The following is an 18,483-nucleotide window of genomic DNA, read 5'->3' as shown; positions in this document are numbered from 1 at the left end:
CCAATGTTATATTTACTAATGCAGTAATTTACTAAATTACTAAAATTCGAATAACAAAGGGGTTGTAATTGATGAAAATACCTACACATTTAAAGCATAAACCTGTTATTGTTGCTGAAAATTATGCCGATATTGATGGACGTACTGCTTATCATACAGATGCACAGGGGCTTTCACTTGGCCTAGCTCAATGGAATGACAGGGGCAAGGTTGATATTTCTGCTAAAGTTTGGCGTCATACAGGTGGTAAATGGTCACGTCAATCGGAGGAACTACCGCTTCATCGCGTGCTTGATCTCGCTATTTTAGTTTGTGAGTCTCAGCTTTATTTTAAGGAAGCTTATCGCTACGATCATTTATATGATGAAGAAAACCCTGTTATTAAACGTGTTGGCTTACAGGGGGATGCAATGACAGTGGAAATATGTACGGAAAATGAACAAATTAAAGAGGATATTCAGCTCTTTAATCAAGCATTAAGTGCGGATGGTGAGCTAATTGGCGAACGCCTGCGCACGCTATCACATATTTTAAAGGAGATGGGTTATTAAAACTCAAGAGGGTATAAAAATGGACCAACAAATTTTACATGATGATAAAAAACTGCAGAAAGCTTTTTTTAACTTTTTAATCCCTGTTATGCTAGCGAATGTGCTGCAATCACTAGGGCAAGTCTTTGGCATGTTTATCGTTGGGCGCAATTTAGGTGTCGATGCGCTAGCAGCGATTTCAGCATTTTTCCCTTTCTTCTTCTTTTTAATGGCATTTGCTATTGGAATTGGCTCAGGTAGCTCGATTTTAGTAGGGCAAACGTATGGGGCTGGCAATCACGAGAAGATGAAGGAGGTTGTAGGGGTAACATTAGCCTTTACGACGATTTTATCGATTGTCGTTGCGATTTTTGGTGGCTTTTTCATTGAGTGGATTTTACGCTTTATGCAAACACCCGCAAATATTTTAGATATGAGTATTAGCTATGCTAAAATTTTATTTTTTACACTACCGATTATGTTCTGGTATTTGGTGTACACAACCTTTATGCGTGGTGTGGGTGACTCTAAAACACCTTTTTTATTTTTAGTCATAAGCGTTATTTTAAATATCGCATTCCTACCACCATTAGTTTTTGGTTGGCTTGGTCTGCCAAAGTTTGGCTTAAACGGCGCTGCTTATGCCTCTGTTTTATCCAATCTAGTGACGATGTTATTATTATTTGCCTACCTGCATAAAACAAAGCATATTTTGCGCTTAGACAAATCGATATTACAGCATTTTAAATTAAAGAAGGATATTTTAGCTTCATTATTAAAGTTAGCCATTCCGGCGAGCATTAGTATGGTTGCGATCTCTGTAGCTGAAATTGCTGTAATTGGCTTCGTTAATGTTTACGGCTCCGATGCTACTGCCGCTTACGGTGTTGTCAATCAGGTCGCTAGCTATGCACAAGTGCCAGCGATGAGCATTTCTATTGCGACATCTGTATTTGTGGCGCAGGCTTTAGGGGCAAACTCTACGGATATGATTAAAAAAATTCGTCAATTCGGTGTGCTCGTTAACTATATTTTAGGCGGCGCGATCATTTTAATAATGTATTTATTTGCAGAGCCTATTTTATCTTTCTTTATTGATAAACAGGATACGGTACTTATTGCCAAGGATTATTTATATATCGCATTTTGGAGCTATTTAATTTTTGGCCATACACAAACCGTTTCGGCTACAATGCGTGCTACAGGTGTTGTCTTATGGCCTACAATTTTCTTAGTCATCGCAATTTGGGTAGTCGAGGTTCCATTGGCGTTTATTTTATCGCATTACACTACATTCGAGCTAAATGGCGTTTGGATAGCTTACCCTGCTGCCTTCTGTGTGCATTTTGTATTACAATACGCATACTTCAAGTTAGGCTGGCAAAAACGAACATTAAAAGCAATGCTGAGCGATTAATCTTTATGATAGAGCCTGTAGACAAAGCCGCATGCGTAGCTTTGTCTACAGCAATTTTATAGGGTTTAGGGTAAGTAGAACACCCGATAGCATTGATAAATCAGGATTTAAGCTTCATTAGGCGGAATTATTCCCCAAACCAGTAGGAGAAAGAATACTAATCCAATTAAAAAGAATATAACTGAAGTAATAAATATCGGACCAATTTTATAAGTGAACTGCTCTCTTTTCTGAATTATGCCTGTTTGCCCACTAACTTGAGAAGTAAATACCCTAGACATGGCTCCACCACTACTTGAAAAGTAAAAAGTGCCCCCAGCAAAAGCTATACCAGTGAAAAACATTACCTCAATAAATCTTACGGAGAAAAATGAAGCAATAAAATACGTAACTAAAACTTCCACAATAAATGCTACTATCATAATTATTAAATTTTTCCTGCTCATATAAATCCCCCTACTCTTCAAAGTTTATGCTTCTTACTCTGTATACGATTGAATTAAAATCAAGTTCCAATTTTATACTTTTTAACCAATTCATTTTTTAAAATTTTATTTCACCGTTCTATCCAATTATTTTTACCATAATACCAGATAGGTCATTGTCAATTGTTGCGCCAATCCATTTTTTCATTACAACACTTCTTTTTTCGCATAAAAAAAAGGCATCCTAATGAAAGGATGCCTTTTTTATGGTTACATCATTAAAATTAAAGTTTTACGATGTTTGTAGCTTGAGGTCCACGTTGGCCTTCTTCTACTGAGAATTCAACTTTTTGACCTTCTTCAAGAGTTTTGAAACCATCACCTTGGATAGCTGAGAAGTGAGCAAATACGTCATTTCCGCCTTCTACTTCGATGAAACCAAAACCTTTTTCTGAGTTAAACCATTTTACTGTACCTTGTGTCATTTGAATGACCTCCATTAATTGTATTAATTAAAATCATATTACCAAAAGAAAATCCACATATTACAAAAAGCATCAAATAAAACACGATTACTCTTTGTAATATGTGAATTTATTGTTCTCTTGAAAACGATTTTATTACATTTACTATATACAAAAAAAACACATTTGTCTAGTACTAAAGATGATTTATTAAATAAACAGTTTTCTTACTAACCTGTTCCGGCACTAAATAAGTTCAACTAACGAGGCTCGATAATCTTTTTAGATCCACGCACCCCGTTAGTAAATTTAGTTTTTGACAAACATCTATTGTGGTTTCGTTGCCATTAATTTTAGCGAATTCTTTGTATTAGTAGGTCCGTCTGGGTCAGGTAAAAGTACACTTCTGCGCCTTATTGCTGGTTTGGATAAAATGACGAGTGGCACAATACAAATGAATGGAAAAACATTAGAAATGGCTTCCCCTCAAGAACGAAATCTATCAACGATTTTCCAAAATTATGCACTACCCCCTCAGCTAACAGTGGAACAAAATATCTTATTTGGTTTAAAAAGAAAGGGCGTCCATAAGCAAGCGCAGCAGAAACGTTTGCAAGAAAGTGTTGAATTGCTCAAGCTAACTGATTATTTACATCGATAACCCAAAGCTTTATCTGGAGGTCAACGTCAGCGCGTTGCTCTTGCACGTGCTATTGTAAGCCAATCTCCGCTATGCCTAATGGACTAGCCTTTATCCAATTTAGATGCACAATTACGAACACAAATGCGGACAGAAATCAAACAACTACAAAAAAAATTGGGCTTAACAACTATTTATGTAGCCCACGATCAAACAGAAGCGAAGACCATGGGTGATCGGATAATGGTTTTTACATAATGGATGTATTCAGCAAATTGGAACACCTCTAGAATTGTATAATCAACCTAGAAATCTATTTGTTGCAAGTTTTATAGGCTCTCCTATTATAAACATGGCAACTGCAGTTTCTAGAAGATTCTACGCTCATTATTGAAAATCAATTTAAAATGAAACTTCCAACCGATGTTAACAGTCTGCGTTCGTCCAGAACATCTCCAAAATGGAGACGTTTTGCATCTTCCTATATTAAATATTGAACAGCTAGGACATGAAACGCATATCATTGTCCAATTGGCAGATCAAACATGGACTATAAAATGGAGTGGCCAACATGCCTTTAAAATCGGAGAAATACTTTCTCTCCAGCCTCAACATCTATTATTTTTTGATACGGAAACGGAAGTATTATTATAACTTTTCGATCAAAGTAAAAAATACTTGCCTTTTTGGGCAAGTATTTTTTATGTAGTTGAAAAACTTTTTGTCAATAAAATTAAGGCCCCTTCTAAATAAAGTATGGCTCTTCAGCAAAACGAGAGGTTGATTTCCGTTCCGACTGAGCACTTTTGTTGAAAGAAGTTAAAGTGTTTCATATATAACTTGTCCCATTTGAGTGACGTCATAATCTCCTAGTGCAACTACTTCTGATTGGAAATCTGGTGAATTTAAAATCTCTTTTACCGCTTTAACCAGCAATTGATTTTCAGGTGTTTTTAATAGGACAATATCATAACGTTCTCTAATAAGTGGTATAAAGTCAACCTCCATGAGTTTTGATATTTTTTCAATGCCTATTCCAATGTCTGCATTCCCATTGGCAACAGCAGAAGCTACGTCTATATGGCTCATTTCTTCATCGTTATACCCTTCAATTGAGGATGGAGAGATGTGATGAATACGTAATTGTTCATCAAGAAAAGTACGAGCACCTGAACCTTTTTCACGGTTCATCAATTTTAGTGATTTGGTCTTAAAATCATCCATTGATTGAATTCGCAATGGATTTCCTTTTTGAACGTAAAAGCCTGCTCGGCGTGAAATCAGATTGAGAAGAATATAAGAGTGACTTACAAAAATCTTTTTCAAATAAGGGGTATTATATTCCCCTGTATCACCATCGTACAAATGTAAACTAGCAATATCACATTCCCCACTATATAGCGCCATGACACCATTAAAGCTACCTTCATGTGAGCGCAATACTTTATTTGATTGTTTTTTCTCTATAAATTTCCCTAATAAGTCTAAGGCTAAATCTTGTCCGCTAATAATAATTTTTTTATTTTTTGTCGAAGGAGTAGTCGAGGTAGTAGATGCAGCAGGAGTTGCTCCTGTCTTGCTCTTTTGTATATATAATTGTAAATCGGTTTTATCCACACGCATTTGTCGGCCTACACGAAAAATAGGTAAATCTCCCTTTTTCACTAAATCGTAGATCGTTAATTTTGAAACCTTTAATAATTGGGCCACCTCTTCAATCGTATAGGAATGTTCATGTGACATGTAAAAAATCTCCCCTTCTGCTTCTATTGATTCTATAGTAACGTAATTATAATATTTTTGGCATCACCAAAACGTGTGGTTGATTTCCGTTCCGACTGGGCGCTTTGTTGCTGACGCTTCGCTTTCGCACAGAGCAAAGCTTCCTGGGGGCGTCCGATGAGCCGCTTGGGCCAACATGATGTTGGTCACGAAGGCGTTATCACAGGACGTGATGCCCTTAGCCTTTGTTCCCCTACTTGCTCGCTCCAGGGTCTCATCTGTGACGCTAATCCCCAAGGAGTCGCCCAGCCTCCACTCCAATCAACTTATTTACATAGTATACGGTTAACAAAAGTCATCCACAACTTTTGGTGGTGAACCATATTTTTAACATCTTGAAAGTTTCTAGCGATTTGGTATTTCTTTTTTAGACATAACTAATTATAATTAGTTATGTCTTGTTATAACGAGTTATAAAAGGAGTATAATCAAAGTGAAAAAGTATTATAGTTTAATAGCTTCATTGTTACTACTGGTCGTCATTTTGGCAGGTTGTGGTAGTCAAGAGAGCAACAACAAAACAAACGAGCCTGTTGAACTAACGATTTCCGCAGCAGCTAGTTTACAAGATTCATTAGAAGAACTTCAAAAAACCTATGAAAATGAACACGATAATATTAAAATCACATTTAACTTTAGTGGCTCTGGTGCTTTACAACAACAAATTTTAGAAGGTGCTCCTGTTGATCTTTTCTTTTCAGCAGCAGAAGATAAGTTTGATGAATTAGTACAAAAAGGTTTAATCGATAAAAAGCAAGGAACGGATCTTTTAGCGAACGAATTAGTATTAATCGTTCCTAAGAAAAATGAAAAACATATTCAATCATTTGAAGACTTAACGAAAGTTGATAAGATTGCTGTTGGTACACCTGAAACGGTTCCTGCTGGCAAGTACGGTATAGAAACATTAAAAAACATGAACCTTTGGGAAAATGTAGAATCAAAAGTAGTCTATACAAAAGACGTACGACAAGTTCTTACTTATACAGAAACTGAAAATGTTGATGCAGGGTTGGTTTATAAAACAGATGCCCTTGTATCAGAAAAAGTCGATGTCGTTGCTACAGCTAAAGAAGATACACATACACCTATTATTTATCCTGTAGGTGTTATCAAAGATAGTAAGCATACAAAAGAAGCGGAAGATTTTTATCACTATTTACAAAGTGAGCAAGCGATGAAAGTATTTAAAAAATACGGTTTTCAAGGAACTCATTAATAGATGAGTACGGATTTCTGGTCACCTCTTAAACTTTCTATCGAGATAGCGCTTGTGTCAGGAATAATAGTGATAGTAACAGGCATTCTTTTTGGTAAATGGATGGCAAAACGCAATTTCAAAGGAAAATTATTTCTAGAAACAGTGTTACTTTTACCATTAGTATTACCTCCTACTGTAGTAGGATTTCTTCTAATTATTATTTTCGGCAAAAACAGTGTGCTAGGTAACTTGATTACATGGCTTTTTAACCAACCCGTTATGTTCACATGGTGGGCGGCAGTCATTGCCTCTACTGTTGTTGCATTTCCTTTAATGTATCAATCAGCAAGAACTGGCTTTGAATCTGTTGATGTGGACATTGAGAACGCTGCACGTGTTGATGGTGCTAATGGATGGCAAGTCTTTTTCTTTATTTCTATCCCTCTCGCATTAAAATCAATTGTCTCCGGTGGAATTTTAAGTTTCACACGAGCTTTAGGTGAATTTGGCGCAACCTTAATGTTTGCTGGAAACCTTCCGGGCAAAACGCAAACTACGCCACTTGCTATTTATATGGCGATTGGTTCTGGTAACATGTCACTAGCTTGGTCATGGGTGATTTGTATGATAGGTATTTCCTTCCTTATGCTTTTGAGCGTTCATCTCATAAAGGCATAAAGTGCTTAACTAGTAGGGTTTTTCTCCCCCCTACTGACGGGCTTTTTCAAAATCAATATAATAAAAGATGTAGTCGGTACATCTTTTCTTTTCACCCACCACTAATAGGTGGAATAAAGGCGATTGTATCCCCTTCTTTTACAACCGTTGCATCTATTGCAAATTCCTCATTTACTGCTGTCATGACATGTTGTAAATTAACTTGTGAATATTGCATTTCCATCCATTCTTTAATTTGTCCAACTGTACGGTCTGACAGGTCTACATATAATTTTGACTCACCGATTATTTCTTGTAAGTGAGCAAATAGTAATATGTTAATCACAAGATTCCTCCTCACACATTGATGGATTTCCTTTTGGATAAGGGACATTTTCTAATTGATCACCAATCCATTCGGTCCCATCTTCCCAATACTCTTTTTTCCAAATAGGTACAATTTGTTTAATACGGTCGATAGCAAATTCATTAGCTTCATAGGCTATTTTACGATGTGGTGATGAAACCGCAATTACTACGGCAATATCCGAAATTTCTAAATGGCCAACACGATGTGTAATAGCTACTTTCGCTTCTGGCCATCGCTCTTGTATTTCTTTAGATATTTGTTCAAACATTTTAATAGCCATAGATGGATAGGCCTGATATTCCAAATGTAGTGTTTTCTTGCCTTTCGTCATTTCACGTACTGTTCCGATGAAAACAGTGATTGCACCAGCATTTCGATCTGTTATTTTTTGTCTAACTTCTTCAACATCAATTGGTTTATCAATGATTTCAAACAACGATGTAGTCATGATTTTCTCCTCATTTCCTGCATAAGAACTTCCATATATTGTGCTTTTTCTTGAATTGAAAAAGTTGGATAATCTAATGGTTTATTTAGTGGATATGTGGGCCAATAAAGAACACAGACGATATTACTTACTGTTTGTAACAAAGATTGATCTTCCGCCTGTCGCAAAAGAACAACCTTCGGATAGTCTTCATTTTTATAGCCTTCAATGAAAGTGATATCCATATTAAATGTTTCATAAATAGCTAGTATATCAGCAAGCTGCCAGTTACTTTGGTGAATACTCATGCGCAAAGTACCTTCTCCCTCAACTGCTGTCACACTTGCGCCAGCCTTCTCATGACGAACACTATCTTTTGAACTTTCTATCGTAGGGATACCACCATGTCCATGATGTTTGATTGTTCCTACACGAAAGCCTTCTGTGGTGGCTTGTGTAATGAGTTGTTCCATTAACGTCGTCTTGCCACTATTTTGATAGCCTACAATTTGTAAGATTTTTCGATGCTGTCCCATGGCCACTCACTTCCCTGCGAATCTTCTAACAATAAGACAACTACTTGCATTCCTTTTTCGTATCCGCGTGACCCACCTGGTAATACAATAAAAGAATTGGCTTCTGCTAAGGAAGAAACCGCACTAGATTTATCAAAACCAGAGGGAGCTGCAACTAATTGACCGTTTTTGTAAGAAGCATTCGCACGCACAAAACGAGTAAACGGATTCGGTTTTTTAAAGTCCGCACCTAAAACAGCCTGCTCTCTGCGTAGATGTGGTTGCTTATTGCCAAATGCCGTTCGAATAATAGGTCGTGTAAATAGTTCAAAACCAACATAGCAAGCTGATGGATTACCTGAAAGCCCAAATAATAATTGACCGTTTCGAGCCGCAACAGTTGTTACACTGCCTGGTCGCATTGCAACTTTATTAAAAAGCACTTGTGCGTCAATGGCTTCATAAATGGCAGGTAAGTAATCATAATCACCTACTGATACTCCTCCTGTTGTAATCAAAATGTCTACTTCCTGAAGAGCTTTTTCAACAGCTTGAATACATAAATTTAGATCATCGCTAAACTTACCAAAATATTTGACGGTTGCCCCAGCACGTTCAATTTGAGCCATTATCATATAGGCATTACTATTACGAATTTTTCCTGGCTGCAAAGCATCACTTGGTTCTAGTAATTCACTTCCTGTTGCAATAATGCCTACGATTGGTTTTCGAAAAACAGGGACTTGATCATAACCAAAAGTAGCAAGTAATGCGACCACGCCTGGATTGATGTATTGTCCTTTTTCTATAAGAATTGCGCCTTTTTGAACGTCCTCACCCTTATAGGATATATTTGTTCCTGCTTCATAAGAGCGTTTAATCGACATATACGATTGATTGTCTTCTTCAAATGTGTGCGTTAATTCTAACATCACGACTGCATCACATCCGTTTGGGATAGGAGCTCCTGTCATAATGCGCACCGCTTCTTGATTACCTACTTCTCTCTCATATACATAGCCCGCTCCAATTTCCCCCACCACCTTAAAGGTTACTGGATTGTCTGAACATGCCTCTTGACTATCGACCGAGCGAATAGCATAGCCATCATAAGGTGAACGATCAAAAGCTGGTACATCTTGGTCAGCAGCAACATCTTCTGCTAAAAAACGTCCATGTGCTTGTTGTAGTGGAACGACCTCTATTTTTTCTTGGAATGCAAACTCCATGACACGTTGAACAGCTTCCCCAACAGCAATTGGTTTTCTTTTTTCTAACATTCTAGAACACTCCTTTATCCGAATAAACGATAATAAATGGTTTTAGCCTTTTGAATATCTTGTACACCGTGAATGACAACTCGTCCATCTTGGAAAATCACTAGTCGATAATCTTCCGCTTGGCAAGACAGTAAATAGGGATTTTGTTGAATATCACCATAGGGACTAAGTTGTACAGCGAGCTGATCAAAATTATAATGAATCGGTTTTGCTGGACGTATTTGAATAGCATCGCGACCACATAATACATTTAACTTTGTTTGATTTTCATATGATAAATACGGATAGCTTGGATTTTTGCCACAGGATGGACAATCATGATTGCGAATTTTTTCTACGTTTATTTCATAGTGTTGATTTTGCCAAACATCGAAAGTTAAATAACTTTTGCGTAATGCTTCTTCATCACCTACTAAAAACTTTAATACCTCAGCTACTTGATAAGCTGCGACGATTTGAACAGTAGGACTTATAATTCCTACTGTATCGCACGTCATCCCTGTATTGGGTATCGCTGCTAGCAAACAATGTAAACAAGGTGATTTCCCTGGCACAATCGTATAAGTAGCGCCATAACTCCCAACACAAGAACCATAAACCCAAGGGATTTGATATTTTTGTGCAAGATCGTTCATCATAAAGCGAATATCAAAATTATCCGTTGCATCCACCATAATATCTACATCTGCAAGCAGTGGAATTATTTGCTCTGTACACGCATCAAAAATATATTCGTTGATTTCTACCTCTGCGTTAATGCTTTGTAGTCGTTTTTTTGCAGCGATTACTTTAGGGACTTTTTCTTGTGCATCTTGTTCGGTATATAGTTGTTGTCTTTGTAAGTTACTCCACTCTACATAATCACGATCAATAATCGTCAACTTTCCGACGCCTGCCCTTACAAGAGCCTCTGCGCTAGCACTACCTAAAGCACCAACTCCTATAATTAGGACATGCTTTTGTTTTAGTAGTAGCTGCCCATTTTCACCGATTGGACTGAATAATTGTTGTCTAGAATATCTATTATGCATAAACGTTTTTGCCTTTCTTTCTATGAATTTTAGTTTGACCTTTTAATATATAGCTTTATAATAAAAGCAATGTTTTTCAGCAAAAACAAAAATCAACTCTATAAAAGGGGGGTCTTTTACCTTGCATCCCACACATAGTGAACTTCCTATACGAGCTGCCATTTTAACAGTGAGTGACACACGCACGAAGTCGGATGATCGTGGTGGCCAGCGTATTCAATCATTACTTCAAGAAGCTTCATTTGAATTAGTAGACTACCAAATGTCAAAAGATGAACCGCTTGAAATCTCAAACCATGTACGAAAATGGTGCGATGATCAAACCATTAATACCATTATCGTAACAGGAGGAACAGGATTTACACCGAGAGACCAAACTTACGACACGCTTCTCCCTCTTTTCGAAAAAGAAATGATGGGATTTGGTGAATTATTTCGAACACTAAGCTATGAAGAAATCGGTCCAAAAGCCATGTTTAGTCGTGCAACAGCGGGTAGTCGCGATAAAACGGCTATCTATGTACTACCAGGTTCCACTAACGCCGTGACACTTGCCATGACAAAGCTGATTCTTCCTACTGTGCAACATTTTGTCGGTGAGTTGAATCGCATATGAAAATGGCTGGTGTTGTCTTAGCTGGCGGTCAATCTTCACGGTATGGTCAACCGAAAATGTTTGAATTATTTGCTGGTCTGCCTTTATATAAGCACAGTCTCATAGCCTTACAAAAAAATCAACTACAGCCTTTAATTATTGCTACGAATGCTAGCTTGCAATCAAAGTTTGTAGAAGAAAATGTCCACTGGATCATTGAAAAACAGCCTCATCAAGGACCTTTGTTTGCCTTGCATAATATAATGACAAATTTTCCAGAAGTAGAGTGGTTTTTCGTCATAGCGAGTGATATGCCTTTTATTAATGCAGAATTTGTCCAAACTATGCTCACATTTATCGATGGTCATTATGATGCGATTGTTCCTAAACAAGCTTCAAGAATACAACCTCTTGCTGCTTTATATCGACGCAGTACTTTACCAAAAGCACAGCAGTTAGTCCAACAAAACAAAAGAAGTATGAAAGTCTTGTTAGAGCAGCTTCAAGTATGTTATGTCCCATTTGAAGAGGACAGCTCCACATTTATCAATATCAATTCCCAACAAGATTGGCTACAAACATTTGAAAGGAAGTCTAATAATGAGTAATTTTACACACTGGAATGAAGAAGGTCGTCCCAAAATGGTCGACATTTCAGATAAAACGATCACAAATCGTACAGCAATCGCTCGTAGTACAATCACGTTATCTGATGAAGTCTATCAAGCCATCCAACAGGGAGGCATAAAAAAAGGCGACCCTACGCAAGTGGCACAAATTGCTGGGATTATGGGTGCTAAAAAAACTGCTGATATTATCCCTATGTGCCATCCGATTATGTTACAAGGAACAGATCTTCAATTTGAATATACAAAAGCAGAGGATGGTTACGAACTACACATTCAAGCTACAGTAAAATGTAATGGTAAAACAGGTGTCGAAATGGAAGCACTAACTGCTGTATCTATTGCTGCACTGACTTTTTATGATATGTGTAAAGCCATCGACAAATCTATGGTGATTAAAGAAACATACCTCGTTCAAAAAACGGGCGGAAAAAGTGGCGACTTTGTGCATAAATAAACATCAAATCAATTTCGCCTTGGCGTAATTGCGTCAGGATTTTGAATTGTGCTAGCACAATTCATTCCTTTGAAAATCCGTGACATCCGCCGGAGGCTTTATCTTCATTCAGCAGGTGTCTTTTGTACCGAAAGCGTAGCGACAGGTACAGGTACTTGGACACCCACTGAAAAGAAACCTCATACGCATCCATATCACACCTTCTAGGGCAGTAGTTTTCTGCTGAATGAAGATAAAAATCCGGCATTATTTTGCCGATTTTTTTCTGTCTTTTAACAAAAGTCACCAGCAACTAATACCACTCTATTTCGTCTACCCACCGATATGGGACATTTCAATTTTTGAGTTTTTCCTTTTTTCCATTGTTTGTTCATTTCGTTCATCGGAATAACGATCTTTTCTTTTTTCCCAAACATTCGAAATGCATTGGATGATCGTTTCATCATCTTCCCCCGACCTTAACAATTCTCGTAGATTCGTTCCCTCTGTTGCAAATAAACACGTATATAATGTGCCTTCTGCCGAAATACGAGCACGCGAACAAGTGGAGCAGAAAGAATCTGTTACAGATGATATTACGCCAATTTCACCCTGAGCATCCTCATATTGATATCGTGTAGCCACTTCCCCTTTATAATTAGGGTCAACAGGATGCAAAGGGGAAAATTGGTTGACCTGGTCTATGATTTGTTTCTTCGACACAACCTCATCCAGTCGCCAACCATTCGAATTACCGACATCCATATATTCAATAAAGCGCAGAATATGCTGTTTCTCTTTAAAATACTCTGCCATTGAAATGATATCTTGCTCATTTTTTCCTTTTTGAACGACCATATTGATCTTCACTTGTAAACCCGCTTCTGCCGCTTTTTCTATACCTTCTAATACCGTTTTCACTTTTCCTCGATGGCCATTCATCTCGAAAAAACGTTCTTCATTTAGAGAATCTAGGCTAACGGCTACTCGTGATAAACCTGCTCTCGCCAATTCATTGGCATATTTTTTCAACAATGTGCCATTGGTCGTTAAGGCAATATCTTCTACTCCATTTATGCGATGTATACGTTCAATTAATGTCGGCAGATCACGACGTAGTAAAGGCTCACCACCAGTAATGCGTACTTTTTTCACACCTAATGAAACGAAAATCTTTACTAATCGTTCGATTTCTTCAAAACTCAATATTTTATCGGACGGTAAAAAAGCATAATCTGGACCAAATACTTCTGCAGGCATGCAATATTGACAACGAAAATTACAACGGTCTGTCACGGATATCCTTAAGTCTCTTAATGGTCTGTGTAGTTGGTCTTGTAGACTAGTAATTTTAATCTCTTCCTTTCATTTTGATCAATTTCTAGGTAAGTGAATACGTTCTTTGTGTGTATAAATATTAAGTGTATTTTGACGAATAAAGCCTACCGTCGTAATACCGAGTTGCTCTGCCAATTGCAATGCTAATTCTGTTGGAGCCGATTTGGACAGCACAATTTCACAGCCAATTTTCGATACTTTAAGTAAAATTTCAGATGAAATCCTTCCGCTAAATACGATAATTTTGTCCTGAATGCTAATTTTGTTTTTTAGGCAATGACCATAGATTTTATCTAAGGCATTATGGCGTCCAATATCCATTCTACTTAATAAAACACCATTCGCATCACATAACGCTGCATTATGAACACCACCAGTTTGCTTGAATGTTTCGGCCAAATCTTGCATATCGCGCATTAAACGAAAACAATCATCTGTTGTAATACGCACATGAATGCCTTCCATTTTTTTAGCTACTAATGCATCATTAGCAAAAACAAACCCTTGGCGGCTCATGCCACAACAAGAAGTAATGTAACGTTTATTTTGAATTTGTTGAAAGTAAGGATTCACACGTTTTGTTTTAACATGCACAAAACCTTCTTTTTCTTGGTGCCAAATGGCTTCAATATCTTCGTAATCGCGAATAATTCGTTCAGAAGCCAAGTATCCAATAACCATATCTTCTACATACTCTGGTGTGCAAACCATCGTCACGAATTCTTGCTCATTAATCTTCACTGTGACCGCATATTCTGTGACAACAGTATCTTCTATTTTTTTGATTTGATTACCTTCAACACGTATTATTTCTCTAGCTACTGCGCGTTCCATATGGCATCCCCTTTATTCACTAATATTATCTTCAAAAACAAAGACAGAAATAGCAAAATCTTCTTCAATTTTGATATCTGAAAATAAATGGAGTAACTTAGTGCCCATCAATTCTTCCATGCCTTCTGGAGGTGATTTAGTATACAAATCTTGAATCATACTTGTACGTGCAGCATGAACCATTTTTAACCCTTCAGGCGTACTCGCAATAAATTTTTCTGTCGGTGTGATATTACCATATAAAGTTGACACAGCCATGTTCTCTACGAAAACAGTATGAATACGCTCTGGTCCTTTTCCAAATATATCTTTGCGTAGTTTTCGAATAATGTCGTTGAATTCATGCACTTTTTTTGACATTTTAACGATTCTCCCAACGTAATTAATCTTATTTATCCTATGTTCATGGGGGTCACCCTTACAGTTTGTTAATAATATAGCAACTTAAATAAAAATTAAAGAGAAAATGTTCAATGATAATTATTCTCAATTAATAATTTTTATAATAATTATTGTCGATTCTGGCTGAAAAGGCTATAATAATTGGTATTACATATGGAATGAAAGTATTTTGATTCTTATGTCATGGTTTCATATAAATAAATTTGAACTATTGGCATAGTGGTTTTAATATTTACATTCTATAGTTATATTGAATAAAAAATAAAAGTTGATTGAATTTTTAGCAAGGCCTGTTAAGAATTTTATCCACCATGAATAAATAGCATGATAATACATGCCTTTTCATGGTGGATTTTTTTATTTTTGAGCAATATCAACATCGACAACAAATAATAAATGTTTCTTCATCTATGTTGGTGTAGAAATTGGACAAATTGGGAAATGACATTATAACAAGACAATTTTTTAAAAATAACAAGACAATCAAAATAAAAAAACTCGTAACTCTTTTCCCGATTTATCCTAAGTATTAACCTGTTGTCAAATTAGTCTCAAAGAGCAAAGGGAGGAAAATACCTTGACTACAATTAAAATTAATGGCCTATCGTATGATGTAGCAGAGGGAGCTACAATACTTGATACCATTAATCAACATGGCATCGACCATCCACAAATTTGTCATGTACCATCTGTTGATCCTATCGAAACTTGTGATACATGTATTGTTGAAGTGAATGGACAATTAGTACGCTCTTGTTCAACAAAAGCAGTAAACGGCATGGATATCCAACTTACTTCTGAAAAAGCGAAAGCTGCACAAACAGAAGCGATGGATCGTCTACTAGAAAATCATTTACTGTACTGCACAGTTTGTGATAATAACAACGGAAATTGTACATTACACAACACAGCAGAATTAATGGAAATCGAACATCAAAAATATCCTTATCAACCAAAAGTCGAACCACACGAAGTAGACATGTCGCACCCGTTTTATCGATATGATCCAAACCAATGTATCGCATGTGGACAATGTGTAGAGGTTTGTCAAAACCTACAAGTTAATGAAACATTATCTCTTGACTGGGAAGCCGAAAGACCAAAAGTAATTTGGGATGAAGGCGTTGCCATTAACGATTCTTCATGTGTAGGCTGTGGACAATGTGTTACCGTTTGTCCATGTAATGCCTTAATGGAAAAATCAATGCTTGGTGAAGCTGGTTTTATGACTGGACTTAAACAAGAAACATTAGATCCGATGATTAGTTTAATTAAGGAAGTCGAACCAGGGTATAGCGGTATCTTTGCTGTTTCTGAAGTCGAAGCTGCTATGCGTAGTAAACGTACGAAGAAAACAAAAACAGTTTGTACTTTCTGTGGAGTAGGTTGTTCGTTCGAAGTTTGGACAAAAGACCGCAAAATTTTAAAAGTGCAACCTTCTGATGGTCCTGTAAATGCTATTTCTACTTGTGTAAAAGGAAAATTCGGTTGGGACTTCATCAACTCTGAAGAACGAATTACAAAACCATTAATTCGTAAAAATGATGCATTTGTTGAATCTTCATGGGATGAAGCTCTTGACTTAATTGCTACTAAACTAGGTGGTATTCAAAAAGAATATGGCTCTGGTTCTGTCGGCTTTATTTCTTCTTCAAAAATTACAAACGAAGAAAACTACTTAATTCAAAAAATGGCACGTCAATTATTCGAAACAAACGACGTTGATAACTGCTCACGCTATTGTCAATCGCCAGCTACAGATGGCCTACTACGCACAGTTGGTATAGGTGGCGACGCTGGAACGATCAAAGATATCGCAAAAGCTGGCCTTGTTATTATTGTTGGGGCAAACCCTGCAGAAGGTCACCCTGTTTTAGCTACTCGTGTAAAACGTGCCCATAAGTTATACGGTCAAAAATTAATTGTTGCCGACGTTCGTAAACATGAAATGGCTGAGCGTTCTGATATTTTCATGCGCCCAAAACAAGGAACAGACCAAGTATGGTTAATGGCCGTTACAAAATATATGATCGATCAAGGTTGGCATGATGAAGCCTTCATTAAAGAGAACGTGCACTTCTTTGATGATTTTAAAGATGTACTTGAAACATACACACTAGAATATGCAGAAAAAGAAACGGGCATTTCAAAAGAAACATTGATAAATGTTGCTGAAATGATTCGTGATGCTGACGGTACATGTGTACTTTGGGGTATGGGTGTTACACAAAATACAGGTGGCTCATATACATCAGCTGCAATTTCTAACCTACTTCTAGCTACTGGTAACTATCGTCGTCCAGGTGCAGGTGCCTACCCTCTTCGTGGTCACAACAATGTTCAAGGTGCTTGTGATATGGGTACACTACCAAATCTATTACCAGGTAATCAAAAAGTAATAGACGACGAAGCACGTAAGAAATTTGAAGAAGCATATGGTGTGAAAATCAAACCTGAACCAGGTCGTACGAATATGGCAATGTTAGATGCGATCATGGAAGGTAAAATGAAAGCAATGTATTTAGTTGGGGAAGATATGGCACTTGTAGATTGCGATGCTAACCATGTAGATAAAGTACTTTCACAATTAGACTTCTTTGTTGTACAAGATTGCTTCCTTTCACGTACAGCACAATATGCGGATGTTATTTTACCAGCAGCACCTTCTCTTGAAAAAGAAGGTACTTTCACGAATACAGAGCGTCGTGTACAACGACTATATCAAGTATTACCAACACTTGGTGAATCAAAAGCCGATTGGGAAATTCTTCAATTAGTAGCACGTCGCCTAGGTGCTGACTGGAATTACAGTCACCCAAGTGAAATCTTTGCTGAAATGGCTAGTCTTGCTCCATTCTTCTCGCAAGCGAACTATGATGTATTAGAAAATTGGGGTAGCTTCTGTTGGGGTAGCCATGATGGTAAAGACACACCTTTACTATATGAGGATGGCTTTAACTTCCCTGACAAAAAAGCTCGTTTTGCTTTAAATGATTGGATCAGACCGGTTGAATATGAAGCGCAATATGATTGCCATATTAACAACGGTCGTATGCTTGAACACTTCCACGAAGGTAATATGACAAATAAATCAAAAGGTATTCAATCGAAAGTACCTGAAATTTTTGTTGAAGTATCACCAGAACTAGCAAAAGAACGTGGCATTGAAGATGGAGCTCTTCTTCGTTTAGTGTCTCCTCAGGGTGCATTAAAATTAAATGCCCTAGTGACAGACCGCGTACAAGGAAATGAACTATTCTTACCAATGAACTCTGTTAGCAAAGATTCAGCGATTAATTTCTTAACTGGCCCGGCTGCAGACATCAATACATCGACACCGGCGTACAAACAAACAAAAGTACGCGTAGAAGTATTGAAGCAAAAAGGAAAATCGCCACTTCCTAGAACAAACCCGCGTTATAAAAAACGTCATCCACAAAATGGTGTTGAGGTACAACGTAAATGGAATCGTCCTGGTTACGTTCACTTAACAACTAACGAAAGGGAGTGATT

At 37.2% G+C, this 18,483-nt stretch carries 20 protein-coding genes and 1 pseudogene; 10 read left to right on the top strand and 11 right to left on the bottom strand.

What is annotated here, in order from left to right; translation table 11 throughout:
• Positions 1 to 71: 71 nt before the first annotated feature.
• On the top strand, positions 72 to 551 hold the full coding sequence (locus ACQKOF_RS18620; RefSeq protein WP_427560180.1) for a DUF6530 family protein: 480 nt from the start codon (positions 72 to 74) through the stop codon (positions 549 to 551).
• A 19-nt stretch (positions 552 to 570) separates the two neighbouring features.
• On the top strand, positions 571 to 1,947 hold the full coding sequence (locus ACQKOF_RS18615) for an MATE family efflux transporter (protein ID WP_427560177.1): 1,377 nt from the start codon (positions 571 to 573) through the stop codon (positions 1,945 to 1,947).
• A 107-nt stretch (positions 1,948 to 2,054) separates the two neighbouring features.
• Here ACQKOF_RS18615 and ACQKOF_RS18610 read toward each other — a convergent pair whose 3' ends face one another.
• Both ACQKOF_RS18610 and ACQKOF_RS18605 read right to left on the bottom strand, forming a co-directional pair.
• The gene (locus tag ACQKOF_RS18610; RefSeq protein WP_427560174.1) at positions 2,055 to 2,393 is read right to left on the bottom strand and encodes a hypothetical protein; all 339 of its coding nucleotides are present in this window, start codon (positions 2,391 to 2,393) and stop codon (positions 2,055 to 2,057) included.
• 263 nt (positions 2,394 to 2,656) lie between these two features.
• Positions 2,657 to 2,857 (bottom strand): cold-shock protein, encoded by a 201-nt coding sequence (locus ACQKOF_RS18605; protein ID WP_053484870.1) that lies wholly within the window; start codon positions 2,855 to 2,857, stop codon positions 2,657 to 2,659.
• Positions 2,858 to 3,152: 295 nt separating this feature from the next.
• Between ACQKOF_RS18605 and ACQKOF_RS18600 the strand changes: the two are divergent.
• Positions 3,153 to 3,584: pseudogene (locus ACQKOF_RS18600) on the top strand (ATP-binding cassette domain-containing protein).
• A 315-nt stretch (positions 3,585 to 3,899) separates the two neighbouring features.
• Complete coding sequence (locus tag ACQKOF_RS18595) at positions 3,900 to 4,130, top strand: TOBE domain-containing protein (RefSeq protein ID WP_427560171.1); 231 nt, start codon at positions 3,900 to 3,902, stop codon at positions 4,128 to 4,130.
• Between the two features lie 165 nt (positions 4,131 to 4,295).
• Here ACQKOF_RS18595 and ACQKOF_RS18590 read toward each other — a convergent pair whose 3' ends face one another.
• Positions 4,296 to 5,219 carry a substrate-binding domain-containing protein gene (locus ACQKOF_RS18590; RefSeq protein WP_427560169.1) on the bottom strand — a complete coding sequence of 308 codons (924 nt, stop codon included), beginning with the start codon at positions 5,217 to 5,219 and terminating at the stop codon, positions 4,296 to 4,298.
• A 472-nt stretch (positions 5,220 to 5,691) separates the two neighbouring features.
• On the opposite strand from ACQKOF_RS18590, the gene modA reads away from it, so the two are divergent.
• Both modA and modB read left to right on the top strand, forming a co-directional pair.
• Positions 5,692 to 6,477 carry a molybdate ABC transporter substrate-binding protein gene (modA, locus tag ACQKOF_RS18585; RefSeq protein ID WP_427560167.1) on the top strand — a complete coding sequence of 262 codons (786 nt, stop codon included), beginning with the start codon at positions 5,692 to 5,694 and terminating at the stop codon, positions 6,475 to 6,477.
• A gap of 3 nt (positions 6,478 to 6,480) precedes the next feature.
• A complete protein-coding gene (modB, locus tag ACQKOF_RS18580) occupies positions 6,481 to 7,137 on the top strand; it encodes a molybdate ABC transporter permease subunit (RefSeq protein ID WP_427560165.1) in 657 nt (218 codons plus the stop codon).
• Positions 7,138 to 7,228: 91 nt separating this feature from the next.
• On the opposite strand, the gene moaD is transcribed toward modB, so the two are convergent.
• Genes moaD through ACQKOF_RS18555 form a run of 5 tightly spaced genes read right to left on the bottom strand, consistent with a single transcriptional unit; the run spans position 7,229 to position 10,739 of the window.
• Positions 7,229 to 7,462, bottom strand: coding sequence for a molybdopterin converting factor subunit 1 (gene moaD / locus ACQKOF_RS18575; RefSeq protein WP_427560163.1), 234 nt, complete (start codon positions 7,460 to 7,462; stop codon positions 7,229 to 7,231).
• Positions 7,455 to 7,934, bottom strand: coding sequence for a molybdenum cofactor biosynthesis protein MoaE (locus ACQKOF_RS18570; protein WP_427560160.1), 480 nt, complete (start codon positions 7,932 to 7,934; stop codon positions 7,455 to 7,457). Before ACQKOF_RS18570 ends, moaD begins: the two co-directional genes overlap by 8 nt.
• A complete protein-coding gene (gene mobB / locus ACQKOF_RS18565; protein ID WP_427560158.1) occupies positions 7,931 to 8,449 on the bottom strand; it encodes a molybdopterin-guanine dinucleotide biosynthesis protein B in 519 nt (172 codons plus the stop codon). The genes ACQKOF_RS18570 and mobB overlap by 4 nt, the downstream gene beginning before the upstream one ends.
• Complete coding sequence (locus ACQKOF_RS18560) at positions 8,416 to 9,708, bottom strand: molybdopterin molybdotransferase MoeA (protein WP_427560156.1); 1,293 nt, start codon at positions 9,706 to 9,708, stop codon at positions 8,416 to 8,418. The genes mobB and ACQKOF_RS18560 overlap by 34 nt, the downstream gene beginning before the upstream one ends.
• Positions 9,709 to 9,722: 14 nt before the next feature.
• The gene (locus tag ACQKOF_RS18555; RefSeq protein ID WP_427560153.1) at positions 9,723 to 10,739 is read right to left on the bottom strand and encodes a thiazole biosynthesis adenylyltransferase ThiF; all 1,017 of its coding nucleotides are present in this window, start codon (positions 10,737 to 10,739) and stop codon (positions 9,723 to 9,725) included.
• A gap of 121 nt (positions 10,740 to 10,860) precedes the next feature.
• On the opposite strand from ACQKOF_RS18555, the gene ACQKOF_RS18550 reads away from it, so the two are divergent.
• Genes ACQKOF_RS18550 through moaC form a run of 3 tightly spaced genes read left to right on the top strand, consistent with a single transcriptional unit; the run spans position 10,861 to position 12,417 of the window.
• The gene (locus ACQKOF_RS18550) at positions 10,861 to 11,355 is read left to right on the top strand and encodes a MogA/MoaB family molybdenum cofactor biosynthesis protein (protein ID WP_400722309.1); all 495 of its coding nucleotides are present in this window, start codon (positions 10,861 to 10,863) and stop codon (positions 11,353 to 11,355) included.
• Positions 11,352 to 11,942, top strand: coding sequence for a molybdenum cofactor guanylyltransferase (gene mobA / locus ACQKOF_RS18545; RefSeq protein WP_427560149.1), 591 nt, complete (start codon positions 11,352 to 11,354; stop codon positions 11,940 to 11,942). Before ACQKOF_RS18550 ends, mobA begins: the two co-directional genes overlap by 4 nt.
• Entirely contained in the window at positions 11,935 to 12,417 is a 483-nt protein-coding gene (gene moaC / locus ACQKOF_RS18540; protein ID WP_427560146.1) for a cyclic pyranopterin monophosphate synthase MoaC, read from the top strand. The genes mobA and moaC overlap by 8 nt, the downstream gene beginning before the upstream one ends.
• Positions 12,418 to 12,729: 312 nt before the next feature.
• On the opposite strand, the gene moaA is transcribed toward moaC, so the two are convergent.
• The 3 genes from moaA to ACQKOF_RS18525 are packed head-to-tail and all read right to left on the bottom strand — an operon-like array spanning position 12,730 to position 14,928.
• Positions 12,730 to 13,752 (bottom strand): GTP 3',8-cyclase MoaA, encoded by a 1,023-nt coding sequence (gene moaA / locus ACQKOF_RS18535; RefSeq protein WP_427560264.1) that lies wholly within the window; start codon positions 13,750 to 13,752, stop codon positions 12,730 to 12,732.
• An 18-nt stretch (positions 13,753 to 13,770) separates the two neighbouring features.
• Positions 13,771 to 14,568, bottom strand: coding sequence for a formate dehydrogenase accessory sulfurtransferase FdhD (fdhD, locus tag ACQKOF_RS18530; RefSeq protein WP_427560143.1), 798 nt, complete (start codon positions 14,566 to 14,568; stop codon positions 13,771 to 13,773).
• A gap of 12 nt (positions 14,569 to 14,580) precedes the next feature.
• The gene (locus ACQKOF_RS18525) at positions 14,581 to 14,928 is read right to left on the bottom strand and encodes a DUF2294 domain-containing protein (RefSeq protein WP_427560141.1); all 348 of its coding nucleotides are present in this window, start codon (positions 14,926 to 14,928) and stop codon (positions 14,581 to 14,583) included.
• A gap of 619 nt (positions 14,929 to 15,547) precedes the next feature.
• Here ACQKOF_RS18525 and fdhF point away from each other — a divergent pair.
• Positions 15,548 to 18,481 (top strand): formate dehydrogenase subunit alpha, encoded by a 2,934-nt coding sequence (gene fdhF, locus ACQKOF_RS18520; RefSeq protein ID WP_427560139.1) that lies wholly within the window; start codon positions 15,548 to 15,550, stop codon positions 18,479 to 18,481.
• Positions 18,482 to 18,483: the final 2 nt, after the last annotated feature.

This window comes from Lysinibacillus sp. NPDC093190, from assembly GCF_050280425.1.
In the GTDB taxonomy this organism is placed as follows: domain Bacteria; phylum Bacillota; class Bacilli; order Bacillales_A; family Planococcaceae; genus Lysinibacillus.
Note: the sequence above shows the minus strand (reverse complement) of the source record. Positions and strands in the feature narration are given on the sequence as shown.